Below are 17,268 nucleotides of genomic sequence, written 5' to 3'. Positions count from 1 at the left end.
GTTTAGGTGTGCTGGTCCTGTTCGAAGAGGTGGGCCAGGCGGCTGCGGAGGCGTTGGGTGGCCGAGATGCGGAAGCCCTGGGGCGGGAGCGCGGTGTGGGTCCGGGTGGGCGCGCCGAGACTCCAGCGGCGGTAAGGGTCGAGGGCACGGTGGTCCTCGACGTACTCGCCGCTCGGCAGCCGGACGACGCGGCCGGTCTCCATCCCGTGCGTCGCGAGCTCGACGTCCGCGGCTTGCAGGCCGAGGCAGATCCGCCGGGTGACGTAGAGCGCGAGCGGTGGGCCCACGATCAGCAGTACCTGGAAGAAGTGGATCAGCGCGTTGACCGAGAGGTGGAACGTCAGGGCCATCGTGTCGGCCGCCGCCGCTGCCCACAGGACGCCGTAGAAGACGATCCCGGCGACGCCGATCCCGGTCCGGAGCGGGTTGTTCCGCGGTCGCTCGAGCAGGTTGTGATCGGTCCGGTCGCCGACGATCCAGTCCTCGACGAACGGGTAGACCGAGACCAGACCGAGGAACACCGTGCAGACCAGCACCGGGGCCAGGATCGCCATGGTGAGGGTCCGGCCGAACCAGACGACCTCCCAGCCCGGCGCCAGCCGCAGAGCGCCGTCCAGGAACGCCAGGTACCAGGCGGGGCCGATCCCCGCCGAGGCGTTCGCCGCGTCGGCCGGACCGTACATCCAGATCGGATTGATCGTGGCGGTGGCGCCCATCAGGAACGCGAGGCCGACGACGAAGCAGAACAGGCCGACAGCCTTCACGACGGCGATCTTCAGCGGCCGCCCGACGATGTTGTCGTTCGTCCGCCCGGGCCCGGGGAACTGCGCGGGCCGGTGCTTCAGCGCGAGGTACCCGGCCACGACGAACAGCAGCACCAGGACGGCGGGCAGCACGTAGACGTGCAGCGGATAGAACAGCTTGAGGACGTCGCCCGGGAACTGCCCGGCGAACAGCAGGGCCGAGATGTCGGCGCCGACGAACGGGATGGACTTCACGACGCCGTCGATGACCGCCAGGCTCGTCCCCGACAGCATGTCGTCCGGCAGCGACGTACCGGTCAGCGCGGCGCCAAGCATGGCGGTGAACAGGCCGAACACGACCAGCCAGCTCAGCCGGCGCGGCCGGCGGAAGCCGCCGGTGAAGAACAGCCGGAGCAGATGCAGCATGATCGCCGCCACCATCAGCAGCGTTCCCCAGTGGTGCATCTGGCGGATCAGCAGCCCGCCGCGCAGCTCGAAGCTGATCTCCAGCGTCGAGTCCAGCGCCCGCGACATCGTCACTCCGCGCAGCGGCACGTACGGCCCGTCGTACACGACGTGCTCCAGTGACGGGTCGTACGGAATCATCAGGATCACACCAGTGATCATCACCACAACGAAGCTGTAGAACGCGATCTGACCGAACAGCAGCGACCAGTGGTCGGGGAAAACCCTCCCCCGCAGGCCCTTCAACGAGCGGTGCATCAGCGCGGTCCTCTCTCACGCGAGCCGACACCTTGATGACCCCGCGGCGGGCCGATTTGTGACGTCGTGCGGCCGATGTCACAAAGCGCACCCGCGCGCGGTCCATCCAGTGAGGGCCCATTACCTGGAGGGAGACGCGATGGGGTTGGCTGAGTTGCCGCGGCCGGTGGCGGTGGCGCTGGGCGGCGGCGGGGTGCTCGGAGCGGCCCATGTCGGGGTGGGGCACGCGCTGGAGCGCCTGGGCTTCGTGCCGGACCTGGTCGTCGGTACGTCGGTCGGCGCGCTGACCGGTGCGATCGCGGCCGCGCACCCGGAGTCCGCCGCGCCGTGGCTGGAGGAGGTCTGGACGAACCTGAGCCGCCGCGAGGTCTACCCGTTCGGCTTCCTGTCCTCGCGCGCGAGCCTGTTCTCCGATCGCGGACTGCGCCGCCTGATCGCGCACGCCGGTCTGCCGGAGCGGATCGAACAGCTGCCGATCCCGTTCACCGCGGTCGCGATGGACCTGGCCGACGGCGCGGAGGTTCGCCTCGACCACGGTGACCTGGAGACGGCGTTGCTGGCCAGCTCGGCCATCCCGGGCGCGCTGCCGCCGGTGATCCAGGACGGGCGGACGCTGGTGGACGGCGGCATGATCGCGTACGTCCCGGTCCGCGCGGCCGAGCTGGCCGGAGCGGCGAGCGTGCTGGTGCTGTCGACCGGTCCCGCGAGCGGGCCGTTGCCACCGGCAACACCGCGCCGGGCGGGCGCGATCGCGTCCCGGGCCGCCGTCCTCCAGGTCCACCACCAGATCGAGGGCGATCTGTCGGACGTCGCGCGGCGGCTGCCGGTCGTCGTCCTGCCAACCGGGATCGACACCTGGCCCGCGCCCTGGGACTTCGGGCATTCGCGGCGGCTGATCGACACCGCGGCCGGCACCGCCGGGCGCTTCCTGGACCGGCTGCACATCGAAGGCCCCGGCCTGTACCGGGGCGCGGCACAACAGACAGGGGTCCGGCCATGAGCACGATCGCGTTCCTCAACATCGCCATGCACGGCCGGGTGAACCCGACCCTGCCGATCGTCGCCGAGCTGGTCCGGCGCGGCCACACCGTCACGTACCACACGTCCGCGCAGTTCGCGCCGGAAGTCGAGGCGGCCGGGGCCAAGGTCTTCCTGTACGCGGGAGGCGAGCAACCGCTCCCGGACCCGCCGACCCCGGTCACGCTGGTCGACGGCCTGGCCCGGACGGCGGTCGTCGTCCTGCCCGAGGTGCTCGCCGACCTGCGCGCCGCGCGCCCGGACCTGATCGTGCACGACTCGGCCTGTCTGTGGGGAGCCGTGGCCGCGCAGGTACTCGGAATCCCGGCCGTCTCGTCGTTCACCACGTTCGCCTTCAACCGGGAGGCGCTCAGTCCGACCCGGCTCTCCCGCCCCTTGCTGCGCGAGGCGTTGTCGCGACCGGCCAACGTCATCGGCTACCTTCGCGCTCGCTCGCGGCTACGCCGCCAGTACGGCGTCCGCGGGCTGCCGTTGGTTGACCTGGGCAACCTTCGGCAGCGGCTCAACCTCGTCTACACGTCGAGTATGTTCCAGCCGGGGACGTTCAACGACTCCTACCGGTTCGTCGGCCCGAGTATCGGCTCGCGGCCGATGGATCCGACGTTCCCGTTCGACAAGCTGCGCAACCCGGTGCTGTACGTGTCGCTCGGCACGGTCTTCAAGGCCGACCCCGCCGTCCTGCGTACCTTCGCCACCGCGCTGTCGCCGCTGGGCGGCACGGTCGTGGTGGCGACCGGGCAGACCGACCCGGCGGAGCTGGGGCCGCTGCCCGCGAACGTCGTCGCCCGCAGCTCCGTCCCGCAGCCGGACATCCTCACCCGGGCGGCGCTGTTCGTCACCCATGGCGGCATGAACAGTGCCAACGAGGCCATGTACGCCGGCGTCCCGATGCTCGTCGTACCGCAGGGCGCCGACCAGCCGCTCGTCGCGAGCCGCGTCGTCCAGCTGGGCGCTGGGCTGTCGATCACCCCGGCCGAGGTCGGCGAGGGCATCGTCCGCGACCACGCTCGGCGGCTGCTGCACGACCCGGCGTTCCCCACCGCGGCGGCCGCACTGCAGCTGGCCGAGCGCGAGCCCGGCGGCTTCCGCCGCGCTGCCGACGAGCTGGAGCGCTACCTGGAACGGGCCAGCTGATGTCACTGGTCGCCATCCTGATCCTGATCGCCGGGCTGTCGGAGTCCGCCGGCCGGGTCCTGCCGCTCGTGGCACGCCGTCCCGGGATGTCCAAGCCAGTGGTCGCCGGGTTGCTGGTGACCGGCGGCCTGGTCGAGGCCACGGTCATCACGTTGTGGCCGCGGGCCGCGCGGGCACTTGCCGAGCTCTTGCCGGGCGGCAAGGCCGCGGACTTCGGGTGGACGCCGGGGCTGGTGCTACCGCTCGTCCTCGCCGGGATCGTCGCGTTCCCCTGGCTCGGTCCGCTATTGCACTTCATGTTGCTGGCGGCGGTCGCCGCGACCCTCGCCGGTCCGCTGGCGACCTCGGCGGAGCTGAGCTGGTGGGCTGCCCTGGGCGTTCTGGCGGTGACGGCGATCGTGCTGGCCGGCGCGGTCGACGTCGTCCGGCGGCTCGTCGCCAGAGGGCTCTCGATCGGCGTCGGAGAGCAGGCCGCATGAGCGGGCATCTGCTGTGGCTCGGCCTGATCGGGCTGCTGCTCATCGTGGAAGGTCTGCTCGCCCGCTACGAGTTGCTGGCCTACAGCGTCGGCTGGCGGCGAGCTACCACCGAGCTGCCCGAAGGACTGCCCTACGCCCGCGGTGCGGCGCCGGATCGGCCGCCTGCGGCGTACGTGGTGTATCTGGACGGCATCGGCAAGCGCCGGTTCCGCGACACCCGGGACGGCGGTCAGCTCGTCCAAGCGGTACTCGCGGGCGGGCCTGAGCTGCGTGTGCTCGGCCAGGTGCAGCCCTACTCGCCGCTGGCCGATCCGTTGGCGGACCGGCCGGTCTGGTCCTGGCTGCGGCGCCGGGCCGGGCTCCTGCTGTTCCTGCACAACGTCATGCAGACGTTCGTTGCCGCTGACCACCGGTACCGGCCGCTGTACAACCGAGCCGTAGGCAACCAGATCGTCGTCCAGCTCCGGCTCGCGGGCTACGAAGCAGGGAGCGCCATCCCCGTAGTCCTGCTCAGCTACAGCGGTGGCGCGCAGGTGGCGACCGGAGCGGTCGACGAGGTCCATCGGCAGCTCGGCGCGCCTGTGTTCGTGGTGATGCTCGGTGCTTTCCACAACGGCTCCAACAACTTGCGGTACGCCGATCAGGTCTATCAGCTCACCAGCGCGAACGACCGGATCGAGCGGCTCGGCAGCTGGCTGTTCCCGCAACGCTGGCGGCTGTTTCGGCGCAGCGGATGGAACCGCGCCGTCCGCGCCGCGAAGGTCACGGTCGTCGGGCTCGAACCGGCCACGCACGTCGGTCCGCGCAGCTACATCAGCCCGACCGCGATCTTGCCCGACGGCCGCACCCATCTGGACCGGACCGCTGCCGAGGTTCTTGCGATCGTCCGGGCACACAGCGCGACACCGCCGACCGACCACGTGACCCGCGTGGGCACGTAGTTGCCGTAACCACGCGTTTCACGCGGCGCGCTCGGCCCGCCCGGCATCGCAGTCTGAGACTGCGGGCCGATGCGGGAGGAGCAGATCATGGACGACGTCGCCGAGGCGGTCGAGGTCTTCGTGCAACTGCGGCCGCGGCTGGTCCGCATCGCGCATCGGATCCTGTCCGGCGCGAGCGACGCCGAGGACGTCGTCCAGGAGACCTGGCTGCGCTGGCAGCGCACCGACCGGACCGCCGTCCGCAACCCGCAGGCGTTGCTGGTCACCACTACAACCCGGATCGCGCTGAACGTCGCCCGGTCCGGCCGCCGGCGGCACGAGGTGCCGATGGACTTCGGCAGCTTCGACATCCTCGACACCAGCGCCGACCCGGCCGTACGCGCGGAGAACCAGCAGGCCGCCGAGGAGGTCCTGCTGGTGATGCTCGACCGGCTCAGCCGCGCCGAGCGGACCGCGTACCTGCTGCGCGAGGTCCTGGACTGCTCCTACGAGCAGATCGCCGCGACCCTGGACATCGAGATGGCCCACTCCCGGCAGCTCGTCTGCCGGGCGCGCCGCCGGCTCACGCTCGAGCTGGCCGGCTGACCGAAGTCAGCCGGCCAATCGGGATCAGCGGCCGGCCGCGGCCCGCCGGATGATGCGGACGACGTCGTCCGGGTGCGTGATCAGGCCGACGTGGCCGGCGGCGTACTCGGCCACCTCGGCGCCCGCGTGCTTGGCCATCGCCTGCTGCGCGTCCGGCGGGATGATCCGGTCCTCGGTGCCGACCAGGTACCAGGACGGGATCGTCCGCCAGGCCGGCTCCCCCGACGGCTCGTTGAGCGCGCCGAGCGTCGCGGCCCGCTGGGTCGCCGTGATCAGCGCCTTGCCGTCGTCGTCCAGGCCGGTCGCGAACGACGCGAAGACGGTCGCCGGCTTCAGGTAGAGCTCGGTCTCCCCCGTCGGCGGCAGCGTCGCCGGGACGAAGTCGAAGATCGTCGTCGGGTCCACCGACAGGGCGGAGTCCGGTCCGGCCAGCTCGGTCGCGGCCTGTCCGGCGTCCGGGGCGAACGCGTTCACGTACACGAGCGCCGCCACGTTCGGGAGCCCCGTGGCGGCGTTGGAGATCACGGCGCCGCCGTACGAGTGACCGACCAGCACGACCGGGCCCTCGAGCGTCGTGAGGAACGCGCGCACGGCGGCCGCATCACCCGACAACGAGCGCAGCGGGTTCGCGATCGCACGGACGGTGAACCCGTCGTCCCGGAGCGGCCGGACCACCCCGCCCCAACTCGAGGCGTCCGCCCACGCACCGTGTACCAGTACTACTTCTGTCATGGCCTTGTCCTTTCGTCGGCTCACTTGGCCGACCGGGCAGGGCCGCGTCCTGTGACAGCGCTACGGGCGCAGCTGCTTGCGCGACGAGATGCCGAGCTTGCTGAAGACCTTGCGAAGGTGCCAGTCGACGGTGTGCTGGCTGAGGAACATCTGCGCGCCGATCTCGGCGTTCGTCAGGCCCGCCCCGGCCAGCTCGGCGATATGGGCCTCCTGCGGGGTCAGCGCGTCACTCGCGCGACCGGCCCGGCGTCCGACGGTCTCGCCGGTGGCGACCAGCTCACGCCCGGCGCGGTCGGCGAAGGCGTCGGCGCCCGCCTCGGCGAAGAGTTTGTACGCCGTCCGCAGCTGGACCCGGGCATCCTGGCGACGGCCCTCGCGGCGCAGCCATTCGCCGTACAGCAGCTGGGCGCGGGCCAGATCCATCCGCATCCGCGTCCGGCCGAGGAGCTGAATCGCCTCCTGGTACGCCGACTCCGCCTCAGCGGCAGTCGAGGCGAGCAGCCCGGTGCAGCGGGCCAGCAGGCCGAGCGCCCAGTCCGTCCCGCAGGCACGGGCCATCCTGGCCAGGCGATCGAGGCCTTCGGCGGCGATACCGGTGTTGCCGCTCAGTGCGGCGGACTCGATCAGCTCGGGCAGCGCCCAGTTCGCCACGCCGAGCTCGACCGGGTAGGCCGTCGCCTCACGCGCGGACACCAGCGCCTCGTCGTACCGCGCGAGCCCGTTCAGCAGCAGGGCGTTCGCGAAGTACGCCGTGGTCGCGCCGCCGCCCTCGCCGCGCGCCATCGACTCGTCGCGTGCTTTGGCGATGAACGGACCGGCCTCGTCCGGATCCCCCCGCAGGGCCGTCAGGCAGACCTGCCCGTACGGCGACAGCCCGGCGCGGGTCGCGTCGTCGATCGTCCGGATCTCCGCGAGCAGCGCGGCCGCGCCGGCGAGGTCGCCGGCGAACAGGCTGACCATGACCCGGTGGTGCAGCACCAGGGGCAGCTCGTTCAGGTCGCCGAGGTCGCGGGCGATCCGGGTGTAGCGCTCGGTCAGTACGTCCCAGCTCTCGTCGTCCCAGAGGTCGACGGCGAGCAGGCACGCCATCCACAGCCAGCGGATCTCGTCCTGGTCGGGCGGGCCGGAGCGCTCGATGAACGCCTGCAGCGCCGTCCGCGCCGGGACGACGCCCGCCGGGTAGCCGTCGGTGAACAGCAGCGAGATCGCGTCCAGGACCAGGTCACGCTTGCGGGTGACGCCGGCCGGCGGCGCGGCCCGGGCCGCGCGGGACATCTCGGCGACGCCGACCCGGCCGCCCAACCGGCCCGCGAACTGGGCGGCCGCGATGACGTCCAGGTAGGTGTCGCGGGCGAGGTCGAGATCCAGCGACTCCAAGCGGCGCGCGACCTCCAACAGGAGCGCTGGGGCCTCGGTGCTGTGGCCGGACTGAAACGCGACCTGGCCGCGGAGCAGGTCGACCCGCGCCAGGTGCAGCTCATCCGTCGAGCCCTCCCGCGCGGTCGCCAGCAGGCGGATGGCGGTCTCGAAGTCACCGGCCTTGAGCGTGGCTCCGGCTGCGCCCAACGCACGGACGGCGCGATCGGCGGGCTCCGGGGTCAGCTCGGTCGCCCGGCGGAGGAAGGCTGCGGCGGCCGCCACTCCACCGCGGCGCTGGGCGCGGTCCGCGGAGGCGACCAGCTCGGCGGCGACGTCCTCGTCGGGGCCGACGGCTGCGTGGGCGCGGTGCCAGGCGCGGCGGTCCGGGTCCTGGTGGCGGTCGATGACCTTCGCGAGGATCTGGTGCGCCCGTCGCCGCTCGACCGGATCGGCGGCCCGGATCGCGGCCGACCGCACCATCGGGTGCCGGAACCGGACCAGCGCGTCCACGCTGATCAGCCCGGCCGACTCGGCCGGCTCCATCGCCTCGACCGGTAGCTCGAGCGCCTCCAGCGCCCGCAACAGCAGCGCGACGTCACCCACCGGCTCGGTGGCCGCGACGAGCAGCGCGAGCTGCGTCGGCGGCGGCAGCTCGCGAACCCGGCGGACGAAGTTCTGCTCCAGCTGGCTCGTCACCGGCCGCGCGTCCGGCCGCTCGAAGCCGCCCGCCAGCTCACCCGCCGTCCGGCCGCGCGGCAACTCGATCAGCGCCAGCGGATTGCCGCCGGTCTCGGACACGATCCGGTCCCGCACCCGCTCGTCGAGCCGCCCGGGAAAGGCGGCGTCCAGCAGGGCGCCCGCGTCCCGGTCGTTCAGGCCGCGCACCGCCAGCTGCGGGAACCCGCGCCACTCCGGCCCGACCACCGGCTCCCGGACGGCGAACACCAGGCCGATCCGGTCCGCGAGCAGGCGCCGTCCGACGAACGTCAGCGTCTGCGCCGACGCCTGGTCGAGCCACTGCGCGTCGTCGATCAGGCACAGCAACGGCGTGCTGTCCGCGACCGCCGACAACAGCGTCAGCACCGCGGCCCCGACCAGGAACCGGTCCGGCGGCCCGCCGAACTCAATGCCGAAGGCAACATTCAACGCGTCCCGCTGCGGCCGCGGCAACTGCTCGGCCACCGCCAGGAACGGCGCGCACAACTGGTGCAGACCGGCGAACGGCAGCTCCATCTCGGACTCGACCCCGGCCGCCCGCGCCACCCGGCACCCCTCCGCCGAGCCCACCACATGCTCCAGCAGCGCCGACTTCCCGATCCCCGCCTCCCCGTGCACGATCAGCACCTGCCCGGCTCCGGACCGTACCCCCGTCACCACCTGATCCAGCCGCGCCCGATCCCCCCGCCGCCCGACCAGCTGCACCATCCCCCGAGCCTACGGCCGCCCACCAGCAGAACCCACCCTTGAGCCCACCATTGAACACGTTCACTTCTATCATCACCGTCGGCGGTCTGTACTGCGAGCTGATGGCTCGAACAAGCGTTTCCTTGGAAAACAAGGGGTTCTGGCTAGTTGAAATTTCTAGACCATTGAGTTCCGTTGATCCGGTTTCGCCGGGTTGGGGGGCGGGTAGGTCGGAGGGATCGAAAGGCAGGTAGGCCTCGGGGAAGAGTTGGGGAGGGCCCCGCAACCTGATGGATGCACAAGCACTGCAACGCAGTTGGGACCGGGTCACCGAGCACGGTGAGCAGGTGCCGCTGTACTTCTACTCGCACCTGTTCGTCGCGCACCCCGAGGTGCGGCCGATGTTCCCGTTGTCGATGTCGCACCAGCGGGACAAGTTCGTCGGCGCGCTCGGCCGGATCGTGAGCCATGCCGACCAGTTGGACAAGGACGCGGCCTTTCTGCAGCATCTGGGCCGCGATCACCGCAAGTACGCCGTCCTCGCGGCGCACTACGACGCCGTCGGCGCCTCGCTGGGCGCGACGCTGATGCATTTCCTCGGGGCCGAGTGGGACGAGGAGCTGGCCGCGCACTGGACGGCTGCGTACCAGGTGGTCGCGCGGATCATGGTCGAGGCCGCGGAGATGTCGTCGGAGACCACACCGGATTGGTGGGAGGCCGAGGTCGTGTCGGCCGAACGGCGGACAATGGACCTGACGCTGCTGACGGTCCGGCCGCGGAGTCCGTTCTCGTTCCGGCCGGGGCAGTCGGTGTCGATGGAGATTCCGCAACGGCCCTTGCAATGGCGGTACTTCAGCCCGGCGAACGCGCCGCGGGCGGACAGCTCGATCGACCTGCACGTCCAGCAGATCGACGGCGGGCAGGTCAGTCCGGCGGTGGTGCGATCGCTCAAGGTCGGCGATGTCGTGAAGCTGGGCGCGCCGGTCGGCGAGCGGCTGACACGGCGCGCGGGCGATCCGACCGATCTGCTGCTGGTCGCGGGCGGGACAGGGCTCGCGCCGCTGCTCGCCGTCCTCGAACAGATCCATCTGGAATGGGAGCGGGCGGGCACGGGCCCGCTGGTGCACCTGCTGCACGGCGTCCGGATGCCGTGGCATCTGTACGAGCGGTCGCGGCTGCGCATGCTGGCCGAGCAGCGGGCCTGGTTCGAGTACACCGAGGTCGTGTCCGATGACCCGTCCTATCCGGGCACCCGCGGGAAGGTCGGCACGGTGGCCGGCCGGCAGCTGCTCTACGGGCGGACGGCGATGGTGTGCGGCGGCCCGCAGATGGTCGCGCACACGCTGGAGCAGCTGGCCGCGGCCGGTCTGGCGCCCGAGCACGTCAAGTACGAGCACTTCTACTACGCGGCCGCGGGCGAACACGCCGCCGGCCCGGCACTACCAGGTCAGGAGACCGCAGGTGACGACCCTTTCGCGCTATCACAATCCCCAGTCGATCCGGGCCGCGGCGTTCCGGCGGCGGATGCGTGGTCTGGACCCGACCGAGGTCTACGAGTACCTCGATCAGCTGGCTGATCAGGTCCAGACCACCGAGCGGCAGCTGAGCGACAGCCAGGCCCGCAGCGAGAGCCTGCTCGCCGAGCTGCAGCGCAGCCGGGCGCAGCTGCAGGCGGTCCAGACCGAGCAGGAGCAGGCCGGGAACCGCGTCAACGAGCAGATCGTGCAGATGTTCAGCCAGGCCCAGCTCGTGGTCGAGGAGATGGTCCAGGACGTCAGCCGGGACGCCCGCGAGCGGATCAGCCAGGCCCGCGCACACGAGCGCAAGATCGTCGCCGAGGCGATGGACACCGCCGGCCTGCAGGTCCGGTCCTACGCGCAGACGGCGCACGCGCAGATGCAGTCGATCGTCGACTCGTTCGCCAACGAGGTCGACCAGCTGGGCGGTACGCCGCCGACACGCCGTCCGAACGATCCGTTGCTCGACCGCCCGTATGAATGATTCGCCGGCGACCTGCCCCGTCCGCACCACCCCGGCCGCGAGGGCCGCGGTGGAGTTCGCCGAGGCCGAGGACTTCCTGCGGCTCTTTCACACCGAGCATCCCGAGGCCGGCCCGCCGGGCCCGCGCCTGGACGACGTCCGCCACGAGATCGATCGGACCGGGACGTACCGGCACACCCAGGCGGAGCTGGTGTTCGGCGCCCGCGCTGCCTGGCGCAACAACGCGCGCTGTATCGGGCGGCTGTACTGGCAGAGCTTGCAGGTGCGTGACCTGCGGACCGTCTCGGCCGCCGATGACGTCGCCGGGCATTGTTTCGACCATCTCCGGGTCGCCTACAACGGCGGCCGGATCCGCCCGATGATCAGCGTGTTCGCTGCCGAGACGCCAGGCCGGCCGGCGCCGCGGATCTGGAACGAGCAGCTGATCCGGTACGCCGGGTACGAGCAGTCCGACGGCCATGTCCTCGGCGATCCGCGCTACCGGGCCTTCACCAGCGAAGTCGTCCGGCGCGGGTGGCGACCACCCGAGCAGCCCGGGGCGTTCGACGTCCTCCCGCTGGTGGTGGAGACCGTCGAGGAGGGGCCGCGGCTGTTCGAGCTGCCCGCGGCCGCCGTCCAGGAGGTCGTGCTGGAGCATCCCGAGCTGGAGTGGTTCGCCGAGCTCGGGATGCGCTGGCATGCCGTCCCCGTGATCAGCAACAACCGGCTCGCGATCGGCGGCGTCTCGTACCCGGCCGCGCCGTTCAACGGCTGGTACATGGGCACCGAGATCGGCGCCCGCAACCTCGCGGACAACGACCGGTACGCCGTCGTCCCCGAGGTCGCGAAGCGGATGGGCCTCGACACCTCCGACGAGGCGACCTTGTGGCGCGACCGGGCGCTGGTCGAGCTCAACCGCGCCGTCCTGCACTCCTACCGGCGCAGCGGCGTCAGCATCACCGATCACCACACCGAGTCGCGCCGCTTCCTGATCCACCTCGAACGCGAGCAGCGGGCCGGACGGCGCTGCCCGGCCGACTGGTCGTGGATCGTGCCGCCCCTGTCCGGCGCCCAGACGCCGGTCTTCCACCGCTACTACGACGCCGCCGAGCAGCTGCCCAACTTCTTCACCGACGCCGACGCGGGCCGCCGCGCGCTGCTCGGCGGCCCGCCCACTTTCTAGGCCGCGCGCAGGATCCGGCCCCGGCGCGCGGGAATGTCCACCTGTGTGACCCGGCTGCCGGACTCGTCGAGGTAGGCCTTCGGCAGGGTCACACTCCGCGCGACCGACGGGTCGGCGTTCACCAGGACGAGGCCCTTGTCGAACGTGCGCTGATGCAGGTTCGGCTGCGGCTCTGTGCGGACGCCGGTCGGCGCGCCGAGCACCCAGTCGTACATCTCCCGGGTGGCGACCCAGTCGCCGACGACCGCATCGACGTTCGACTCCATGAAGGCCTGCGTCCCGTCGTCCGCGAGCAGGAAACTCGCGTAGCCGTAGCGGGCGCACTCGACGCAGCGGCCGCCGGAGGTCTGCGCGCTGAAGACGCCGAGTTTGCCGAGCCCGGCGTTCGCCTCGACCTCGGCGAGCTGGACCTGCCAGCCCGACGGCTCGTACGCCGGGAGGTTGTCGGGCGCGGACTCCGTCCCGCCGAAAGTGGTCCAGAACTCGTCGAACCCGGCGGACTGGTTACGCGAGTACCGGTCCCAGAGCCCGGGGAAGAGCCGGGCGTCGGCCATATTCGCCATCACGCCGTACCCGTCCGCGGCGAGCGCCTGGCCGGCGTGGTCGATGAACTCCTGGTACGCCGCCTGGCCGGCCCGGTCGTCGGCGTACTGGTCCGGGGGCACGCTGCCCGGGGTGTACGCGCCGATCTTGGTCAGCTGGTTGTCGACGAAGATGCCGTCGATGACGGTGCTCGCCCGCAGCTCGGCCAGGACGTTCGCCGTCCAGCGTTCCTTGTAGCCGGGCGCGCCGACGTCGGTGTGCCAGTGCGCGCGATAACCGGCGTACTCGAAGCGGTTGCCCTTGACGGTCAGGAACCACTCCGGATGATTGGCCGCGGTGTCGCAGTAGTCGACGCCCCAGTCGCGGCCGATCGTGCCGCCGTCCGCGTTGCACCATTCACTGGCTGGTCTACTGAGATCGCGCCGGGTGGAGCTGGCGTCCTTGTAGACGTAGACCAGCGCGTCGGGCCGCGTCTGTTTGACGGCGGCCGCGATTCGGCGCATGTACGGGCTGAGCAGGAAGACGCGGTAGCGGCCGACCTCGACCTGCGCGAGCCGCGCCGGGTCGTCCGCGCCGCCGAACAGCCGGAACGCGAAGCTGTCCGGCGGCGTCTCCTCCGCGGCGACCGGCCGCAGCCCGACGCCGACGAGCAGCGCGACCGCTGCCACGGCCGCGGCGATCCGGCGGCCCTTCATCGTTGCATTCCTTGGCAGAGCTGAAGAATCCTCACGGGCGGCACCCTTCTCGAACTGGCGGTCGAGCGGCTCAGTGTGCCGTCCGCCGGGTTCACGGACGCCGGAACAGCTCCACGATCCGCGTCCAGCTGTCGCCGCCGTGACCGGCCTCGATCGCCTGCCGGAAGTACGACTGGACCACTTGGGGCAGAACGGCGTCGACGCCGAGGGCCGTACTGGCGCCGTGGATGTGGTCGGCCGTTGCCTTGAGCATCAAAATGTTCGCGCCGTCGTCGCGATGGTCGCCGGTGTCGATCCGGGCGCCGACGCCGTCCGCGGCGATCATCGCCGGGAAGCCGGTGAGCAGCTGGGTGACCTCGGCCAGGAAGTCCTGCGCCGGGATACCCGCCGCGCCGACGAGCGCGGTCGCGTGCGCGAGGCCGGTCATCGTGGTCAGGAAGACGTCGAGATTGGCCTGGTACATCAGCTGTGCGCGTTGCGGGTCGGCGCCGAGGTATCGCGGCTCGCCGAGGTGGGCGAGCGTCGTCCGGTAGGTCTCGAAGGCCTCCGGGTCGCCGCTGTAGTACGCGTAGGCATGCTCGGTGCCGACCATCACGTCGGGCACCATCAGGCCGCCGGCCAGGAACCGAGCGCCGTACGACGCCGCCCAGTCGGCCGCCTTCGTGGTCTGGTCGGGGGTGTCCGAGCTGAGATTGACGATCGTTCGGCCGGCGAGGGCGCTGGTGCTGTCGCCGAGGATGTCCCACATGGCTTGGTAGTCGGTCAGGCTGAGCAGGATCAGCTCGCTCGCTTCGAGCGCCTCAGCCGGAGTCGCCGCCGGTACGGCTCCGGCGGCGACGACGTCGTCCGCGCGACTGCGGGTGCGATTCCAGACCGTCACGGGGAGGCCGGCGGCGAGCAGGGTTCGAGTCATGGCTTGGCCCATCGGGCCGAGCCCGATCACGGTCGTCGAAGTCATGACCCAATCGTCGGTAGCGCCGCCTAGGGTGGGAAGTACGCACTATTTACTGCGTTACGCACCCTGTTCGTCAGCCGAGAGGACCTCATGGCCAAGCGACCCCGCTCCGGACCGTACATCTGCGGTATCGACGCCGCGCTGGACGTTGTCAGCGGCAAGTGGAAGGGCCTGCTGCTCTGGGAGCTGCACAACTACGGCACCCGCCGCTTCGCCGAACTGCGCCGCGGCCTGCCCGGCGTCAGCGAGCGCATGCTCACCGAACACCTCCGCCAGATGGAGGCCGACGGCCTCGTCCACCGCGAGGTCTACGCCGAGGTCCCGCCCAAGGTCGAGTACTCGCTGACCGACACCGGCCGCGAGCTCAACGAAGCCCTCGCCCCGCTCGGCGACTGGGGCCAACGTCGCATCGAACGCGAGAACCTCGCCATCCGGTCAACTGGGTAGGCGACGGGCCAGGAAGTCGCGGATGAGGTCCGTGACCGGCGTGAGTTCGCTTTCGAGGAGGAAGTGGCCGCCGTCGAGGAGGTGGACTTCGGCGTCCGGGACGTCCTTGGTGAAGGCGCGGGCGCCGTCGGGGCCGAAGATCGGGTCGTTGGCGCCCCAGACGGCCAGGACCGGGGGCTGGTGGGTGCGGAGGTAGTCGTGCAGCTGGGGGTAGAGGGGCGGATTGGTGGCGTAGTCGCGGAAGAGCGCGAGCTGGATCTCGTCGTTGCCGGGGCGGGAGATCTTGGCGAAGTCGTGGTGCCAGGTGTCGGGGCTGACGACGGACTCGTCGGGGACGCCGGCCACGTACTGCCAGCGGATCGTCTCCAGGGTGAGGGCTTCGCGGATGGCCGACTCGTCGGCCGGGTCGCGGTGGTAGTCCCAGACGGTCTTCCAGAAGCCCTCGACGAAGCCGTCCTCGTAGCCGTTGCCGTTCTGGGTGATGATCGCGGTGATCGCCTCCGGGTCGCGTAGAGCGAGCCGCCAGCCGACCGGGGCGCCGTAGTCCTGGACGTAGATCGCGTACCGCTCGGCTCCGAGCGACGCCAGCAGGTCGCGGGTCAGCTCGGCGAGCGCGTCGAACGTGTAGCCGAACTCGGCAGCGGACGGCGCGTCCGACAGGCCGAAGCCGAGGAAGTCCGGCGCGATCACCCGGTACCGGTCGGCCAGCCGCGGGATCAGCTCCCGGAACATGAACGAGCTGGTCGGGAAACCGTGCAGCAACACGACGACCGGCGCGGTCACCGCACCCGCCTCGCGGTAGAACAGCCGCCGTCCGGCGATCTCGGCGAACCGGTGATGAACTGTCATTTCTAACCCTCTCAACGCGTTTATGATGGTTAGAATGAAAACCCATGACGGTGTACCCTGTCAACTGACCCAAGGGGGTTAGAAATGACGACGACCGACGAGGAGCTGCTCCTCGGCCTACTGAACAGCACGCCACTCGTCTCCGGCCGCGAGCGCGACGACCTGACGTCGACCACGGCCTGGCAGGAGTGGCTCGCCACCCGCGGCGATCTGGCCGAGCCCGAGGGTCGGGCCGCGCTCGTCGCAGTCCGCTCCGCGCTCCAGGACGTCGTCCGCGGCGATCAGCCGAGCAGCGCGCTCAAGCCCTTCCTCCGCGGTATCCGCTCCACTCCCGCCCTCACCACCGACGGCGTCGAGTGGACGCTGACCGGCCCGCCGCGCGCCCTGGTCCCGGCCCGCGCCGTCCTCGCCTGGGACGCCGTCCGCCAAACCCGCCCCGGCCGCCTGCGCCCCTGCGGCAACGACGAATGCCAGCTCTTCCTCCTCGACCGCTCCAAAGCCAACACCGCTCGCTGGTGCTCGATGCAAAGCTGCGGCAACCGCCTCAAAGCCCGCCGCCACTACGAGTCCCGCACCCGCCAGGACTAGGAATGGACGACGTCACCCGAGCCTTCAACCTGGGCGCGCCAACGAGTGAGCCCGTCCACATCCGTCGCGGCGACAACGACGCCTACCGGCTCGACACGAGCACCGGCGCGTACTTCGTCAAGCGGTACATCCACCCGCCGGACGCCGAGCTCACCCGCCAACTCGGCTACGCGACCGCCTTCGAACGCCGGGCGCTCGATGCGGGCGTCGACATGCCCGAGCCGATCGATTCCGCCACCGGCTGGATCGCCCTGATCCACAACCAGTTCCACCGCGTGCACCGCTGGATCGAGCCGCACCCGGCACAAGACGTCGAGCGGTGGCTCGGCCGCACGATGGCCGAAGTCCACCAGCTACAGCCGCACGGGCGCGCCGCCGTCCCCGAGCTGTGGCTGGGCGCGCGGCAGTCCCCGGCGACCTGGGAGCGTTGGCTCGCCCCGTGGAGCGACGCACTGCCGGTCGTCCTGGCCGCCGCCGAGCGACTGGCGAGCCTCGACGAGATCCCCGATCTCGTCACCACCCACGGCGACTTCAAACCGCACAACCTCGTGCACTCCGCAACCGGTCCCCTGCTCGTCGACTGGGACAACGTGCGGACCGACAGCGCCGCGCTGGAGGCCGCCCGCGTCGCCCACATCTTCGCCGCCGGCGACCCCGCCACGATCGACACGATCCTCAGCGCGTACGCCGACGCCGGCGGCCGGCTCGACTGGCCGGGCCCGGATCTCTTCCTGAGCGTGACCAGAAACCACCTGCAAGTCATCGCCGACTTCGTCCAGGTCATCCACGGCGAGAAACCTCCGGCGCGCTGGATGCCAACCGATCTCGAAGCTGCGCTGACCGAACGCCTTGCCCAGTTGACGTCCCTAGCCCAGTAGTTGCTTCAAGCG

General features: G+C 71.1%; 17 protein-coding genes. 11 read left to right on the top strand and 6 right to left on the bottom strand.

From position 1 onward, the window contains the following. Window positions 1-2: 2 nt before the first annotated feature. The gene (gene qcrB, locus ACZ6ZD_RS26115; RefSeq protein WP_465676525.1) at window positions 3-1,466 is read right to left on the bottom strand and encodes a cytochrome bc1 complex cytochrome b subunit; all 1,464 of its coding nucleotides are present in this window, start codon (window positions 1,464-1,466) and stop codon (window positions 3-5) included. 139 nt (window positions 1,467-1,605) lie between these two features. Here qcrB and ACZ6ZD_RS26110 point away from each other — a divergent pair, with 139 nt between their 5' ends. The 5 genes from ACZ6ZD_RS26110 (at window position 1,606) to ACZ6ZD_RS26090 (ending at window position 5,643) form a co-directional block, all read left to right on the top strand. Next, a complete protein-coding gene (locus ACZ6ZD_RS26110; protein ID WP_465676523.1) occupies window positions 1,606-2,466 on the top strand; it encodes a patatin-like phospholipase family protein in 861 nt (286 codons plus the stop codon). Continuing rightward, the gene (locus ACZ6ZD_RS26105; RefSeq protein ID WP_465676521.1) at window positions 2,463-3,638 is read left to right on the top strand and encodes a macrolide family glycosyltransferase; all 1,176 of its coding nucleotides are present in this window, start codon (window positions 2,463-2,465) and stop codon (window positions 3,636-3,638) included. The genes ACZ6ZD_RS26110 and ACZ6ZD_RS26105 overlap by 4 nt, the downstream gene beginning before the upstream one ends. Next, window positions 3,638-4,117 (top strand): hypothetical protein, encoded by a 480-nt coding sequence (locus tag ACZ6ZD_RS26100; protein ID WP_465676519.1) that lies wholly within the window; start codon window positions 3,638-3,640, stop codon window positions 4,115-4,117. The genes ACZ6ZD_RS26105 and ACZ6ZD_RS26100 overlap by 1 nt, the downstream gene beginning before the upstream one ends. Beyond that, window positions 4,114-5,058, top strand: coding sequence for a hypothetical protein (locus ACZ6ZD_RS26095; protein ID WP_465676517.1), 945 nt, complete (start codon window positions 4,114-4,116; stop codon window positions 5,056-5,058). Before ACZ6ZD_RS26100 ends, ACZ6ZD_RS26095 begins: the two co-directional genes overlap by 4 nt. 69 nt (window positions 5,059-5,127) lie before the next feature. After that, window positions 5,128-5,643, top strand: coding sequence for a sigma-70 family RNA polymerase sigma factor (locus tag ACZ6ZD_RS26090; protein WP_465676515.1), 516 nt, complete (start codon window positions 5,128-5,130; stop codon window positions 5,641-5,643). Between the two features lie 24 nt (window positions 5,644-5,667). On the opposite strand, the gene ACZ6ZD_RS26085 is transcribed toward ACZ6ZD_RS26090, so the two are convergent. Together ACZ6ZD_RS26085 and ACZ6ZD_RS26080 are read right to left on the bottom strand one after the other, a co-directional pair. Then, complete coding sequence (locus tag ACZ6ZD_RS26085) at window positions 5,668-6,375, bottom strand: alpha/beta fold hydrolase (protein WP_465676513.1); 708 nt, start codon at window positions 6,373-6,375, stop codon at window positions 5,668-5,670. 60 nt (window positions 6,376-6,435) lie between these two features. Continuing rightward, window positions 6,436-9,159, bottom strand: a complete 2,724-nt coding sequence (locus ACZ6ZD_RS26080) for a helix-turn-helix transcriptional regulator (RefSeq protein WP_465676511.1) — start codon at window positions 9,157-9,159, stop codon at window positions 6,436-6,438. Between the two features lie 269 nt (window positions 9,160-9,428). Here ACZ6ZD_RS26080 and ACZ6ZD_RS26075 point away from each other — a divergent pair, with 269 nt between their 5' ends. Genes ACZ6ZD_RS26075 through ACZ6ZD_RS26065 form a run of 3 tightly spaced genes read left to right on the top strand, consistent with a single transcriptional unit; the run spans window position 9,429 to window position 12,301 of the window. After that, window positions 9,429-10,715, top strand: a complete 1,287-nt coding sequence (locus ACZ6ZD_RS26075; protein ID WP_465676509.1) for a globin domain-containing protein — start codon at window positions 9,429-9,431, stop codon at window positions 10,713-10,715. Beyond that, window positions 10,663-11,139 (top strand): hypothetical protein, encoded by a 477-nt coding sequence (locus ACZ6ZD_RS26070; RefSeq protein WP_465676507.1) that lies wholly within the window; start codon window positions 10,663-10,665, stop codon window positions 11,137-11,139. The genes ACZ6ZD_RS26075 and ACZ6ZD_RS26070 overlap by 53 nt, the downstream gene beginning before the upstream one ends. Beyond that, a complete protein-coding gene (locus ACZ6ZD_RS26065; RefSeq protein WP_465676505.1) occupies window positions 11,132-12,301 on the top strand; it encodes a nitric oxide synthase oxygenase in 1,170 nt (389 codons plus the stop codon). The genes ACZ6ZD_RS26070 and ACZ6ZD_RS26065 overlap by 8 nt, the downstream gene beginning before the upstream one ends. Here ACZ6ZD_RS26065 and ACZ6ZD_RS26060 read toward each other — a convergent pair. Both ACZ6ZD_RS26060 and ACZ6ZD_RS26055 read right to left on the bottom strand, forming a co-directional pair. Further along, entirely contained in the window at window positions 12,298-13,539 is a 1,242-nt protein-coding gene (locus ACZ6ZD_RS26060) for a putative glycoside hydrolase (protein ID WP_465676503.1), read from the bottom strand. The genes ACZ6ZD_RS26065 and ACZ6ZD_RS26060 overlap by 4 nt on opposite strands. A 91-nt stretch (window positions 13,540-13,630) precedes the next feature. Then, window positions 13,631-14,497 (bottom strand): NAD(P)-dependent oxidoreductase, encoded by an 867-nt coding sequence (locus ACZ6ZD_RS26055; RefSeq protein ID WP_465676501.1) that lies wholly within the window; start codon window positions 14,495-14,497, stop codon window positions 13,631-13,633. An 87-nt stretch (window positions 14,498-14,584) separates the two neighbouring features. Here ACZ6ZD_RS26055 and ACZ6ZD_RS26050 point away from each other — a divergent pair, with 87 nt between their 5' ends. Continuing rightward, complete coding sequence (locus ACZ6ZD_RS26050) at window positions 14,585-14,941, top strand: winged helix-turn-helix transcriptional regulator (protein WP_465676499.1); 357 nt, start codon at window positions 14,585-14,587, stop codon at window positions 14,939-14,941. Here the strand turns inward: ACZ6ZD_RS26050 and ACZ6ZD_RS26045 are convergent. Continuing rightward, window positions 14,930-15,790 (bottom strand): alpha/beta fold hydrolase, encoded by an 861-nt coding sequence (locus tag ACZ6ZD_RS26045; protein ID WP_465676497.1) that lies wholly within the window; start codon window positions 15,788-15,790, stop codon window positions 14,930-14,932. The two genes, ACZ6ZD_RS26050 and ACZ6ZD_RS26045, sit on opposite strands and share 12 nt — an antisense overlap. A gap of 84 nt (window positions 15,791-15,874) precedes the next feature. Between ACZ6ZD_RS26045 and ACZ6ZD_RS26040 the strand changes: the two genes are divergently transcribed. Further along, entirely contained in the window at window positions 15,875-16,378 is a 504-nt protein-coding gene (locus ACZ6ZD_RS26040; RefSeq protein ID WP_465676495.1) for a CGNR zinc finger domain-containing protein, read from the top strand. 2 nt (window positions 16,379-16,380) lie between these two features. Next, entirely contained in the window at window positions 16,381-17,256 is an 876-nt protein-coding gene (locus tag ACZ6ZD_RS26035; RefSeq protein WP_465676493.1) for a phosphotransferase, read from the top strand. Window positions 17,257-17,268: the final 12 nt, after the last annotated feature.

The organism is Kribbella sp. NPDC104218, from assembly GCF_055584105.1.
This window is presented reverse-complemented; position numbering and strand designations above follow the sequence as displayed.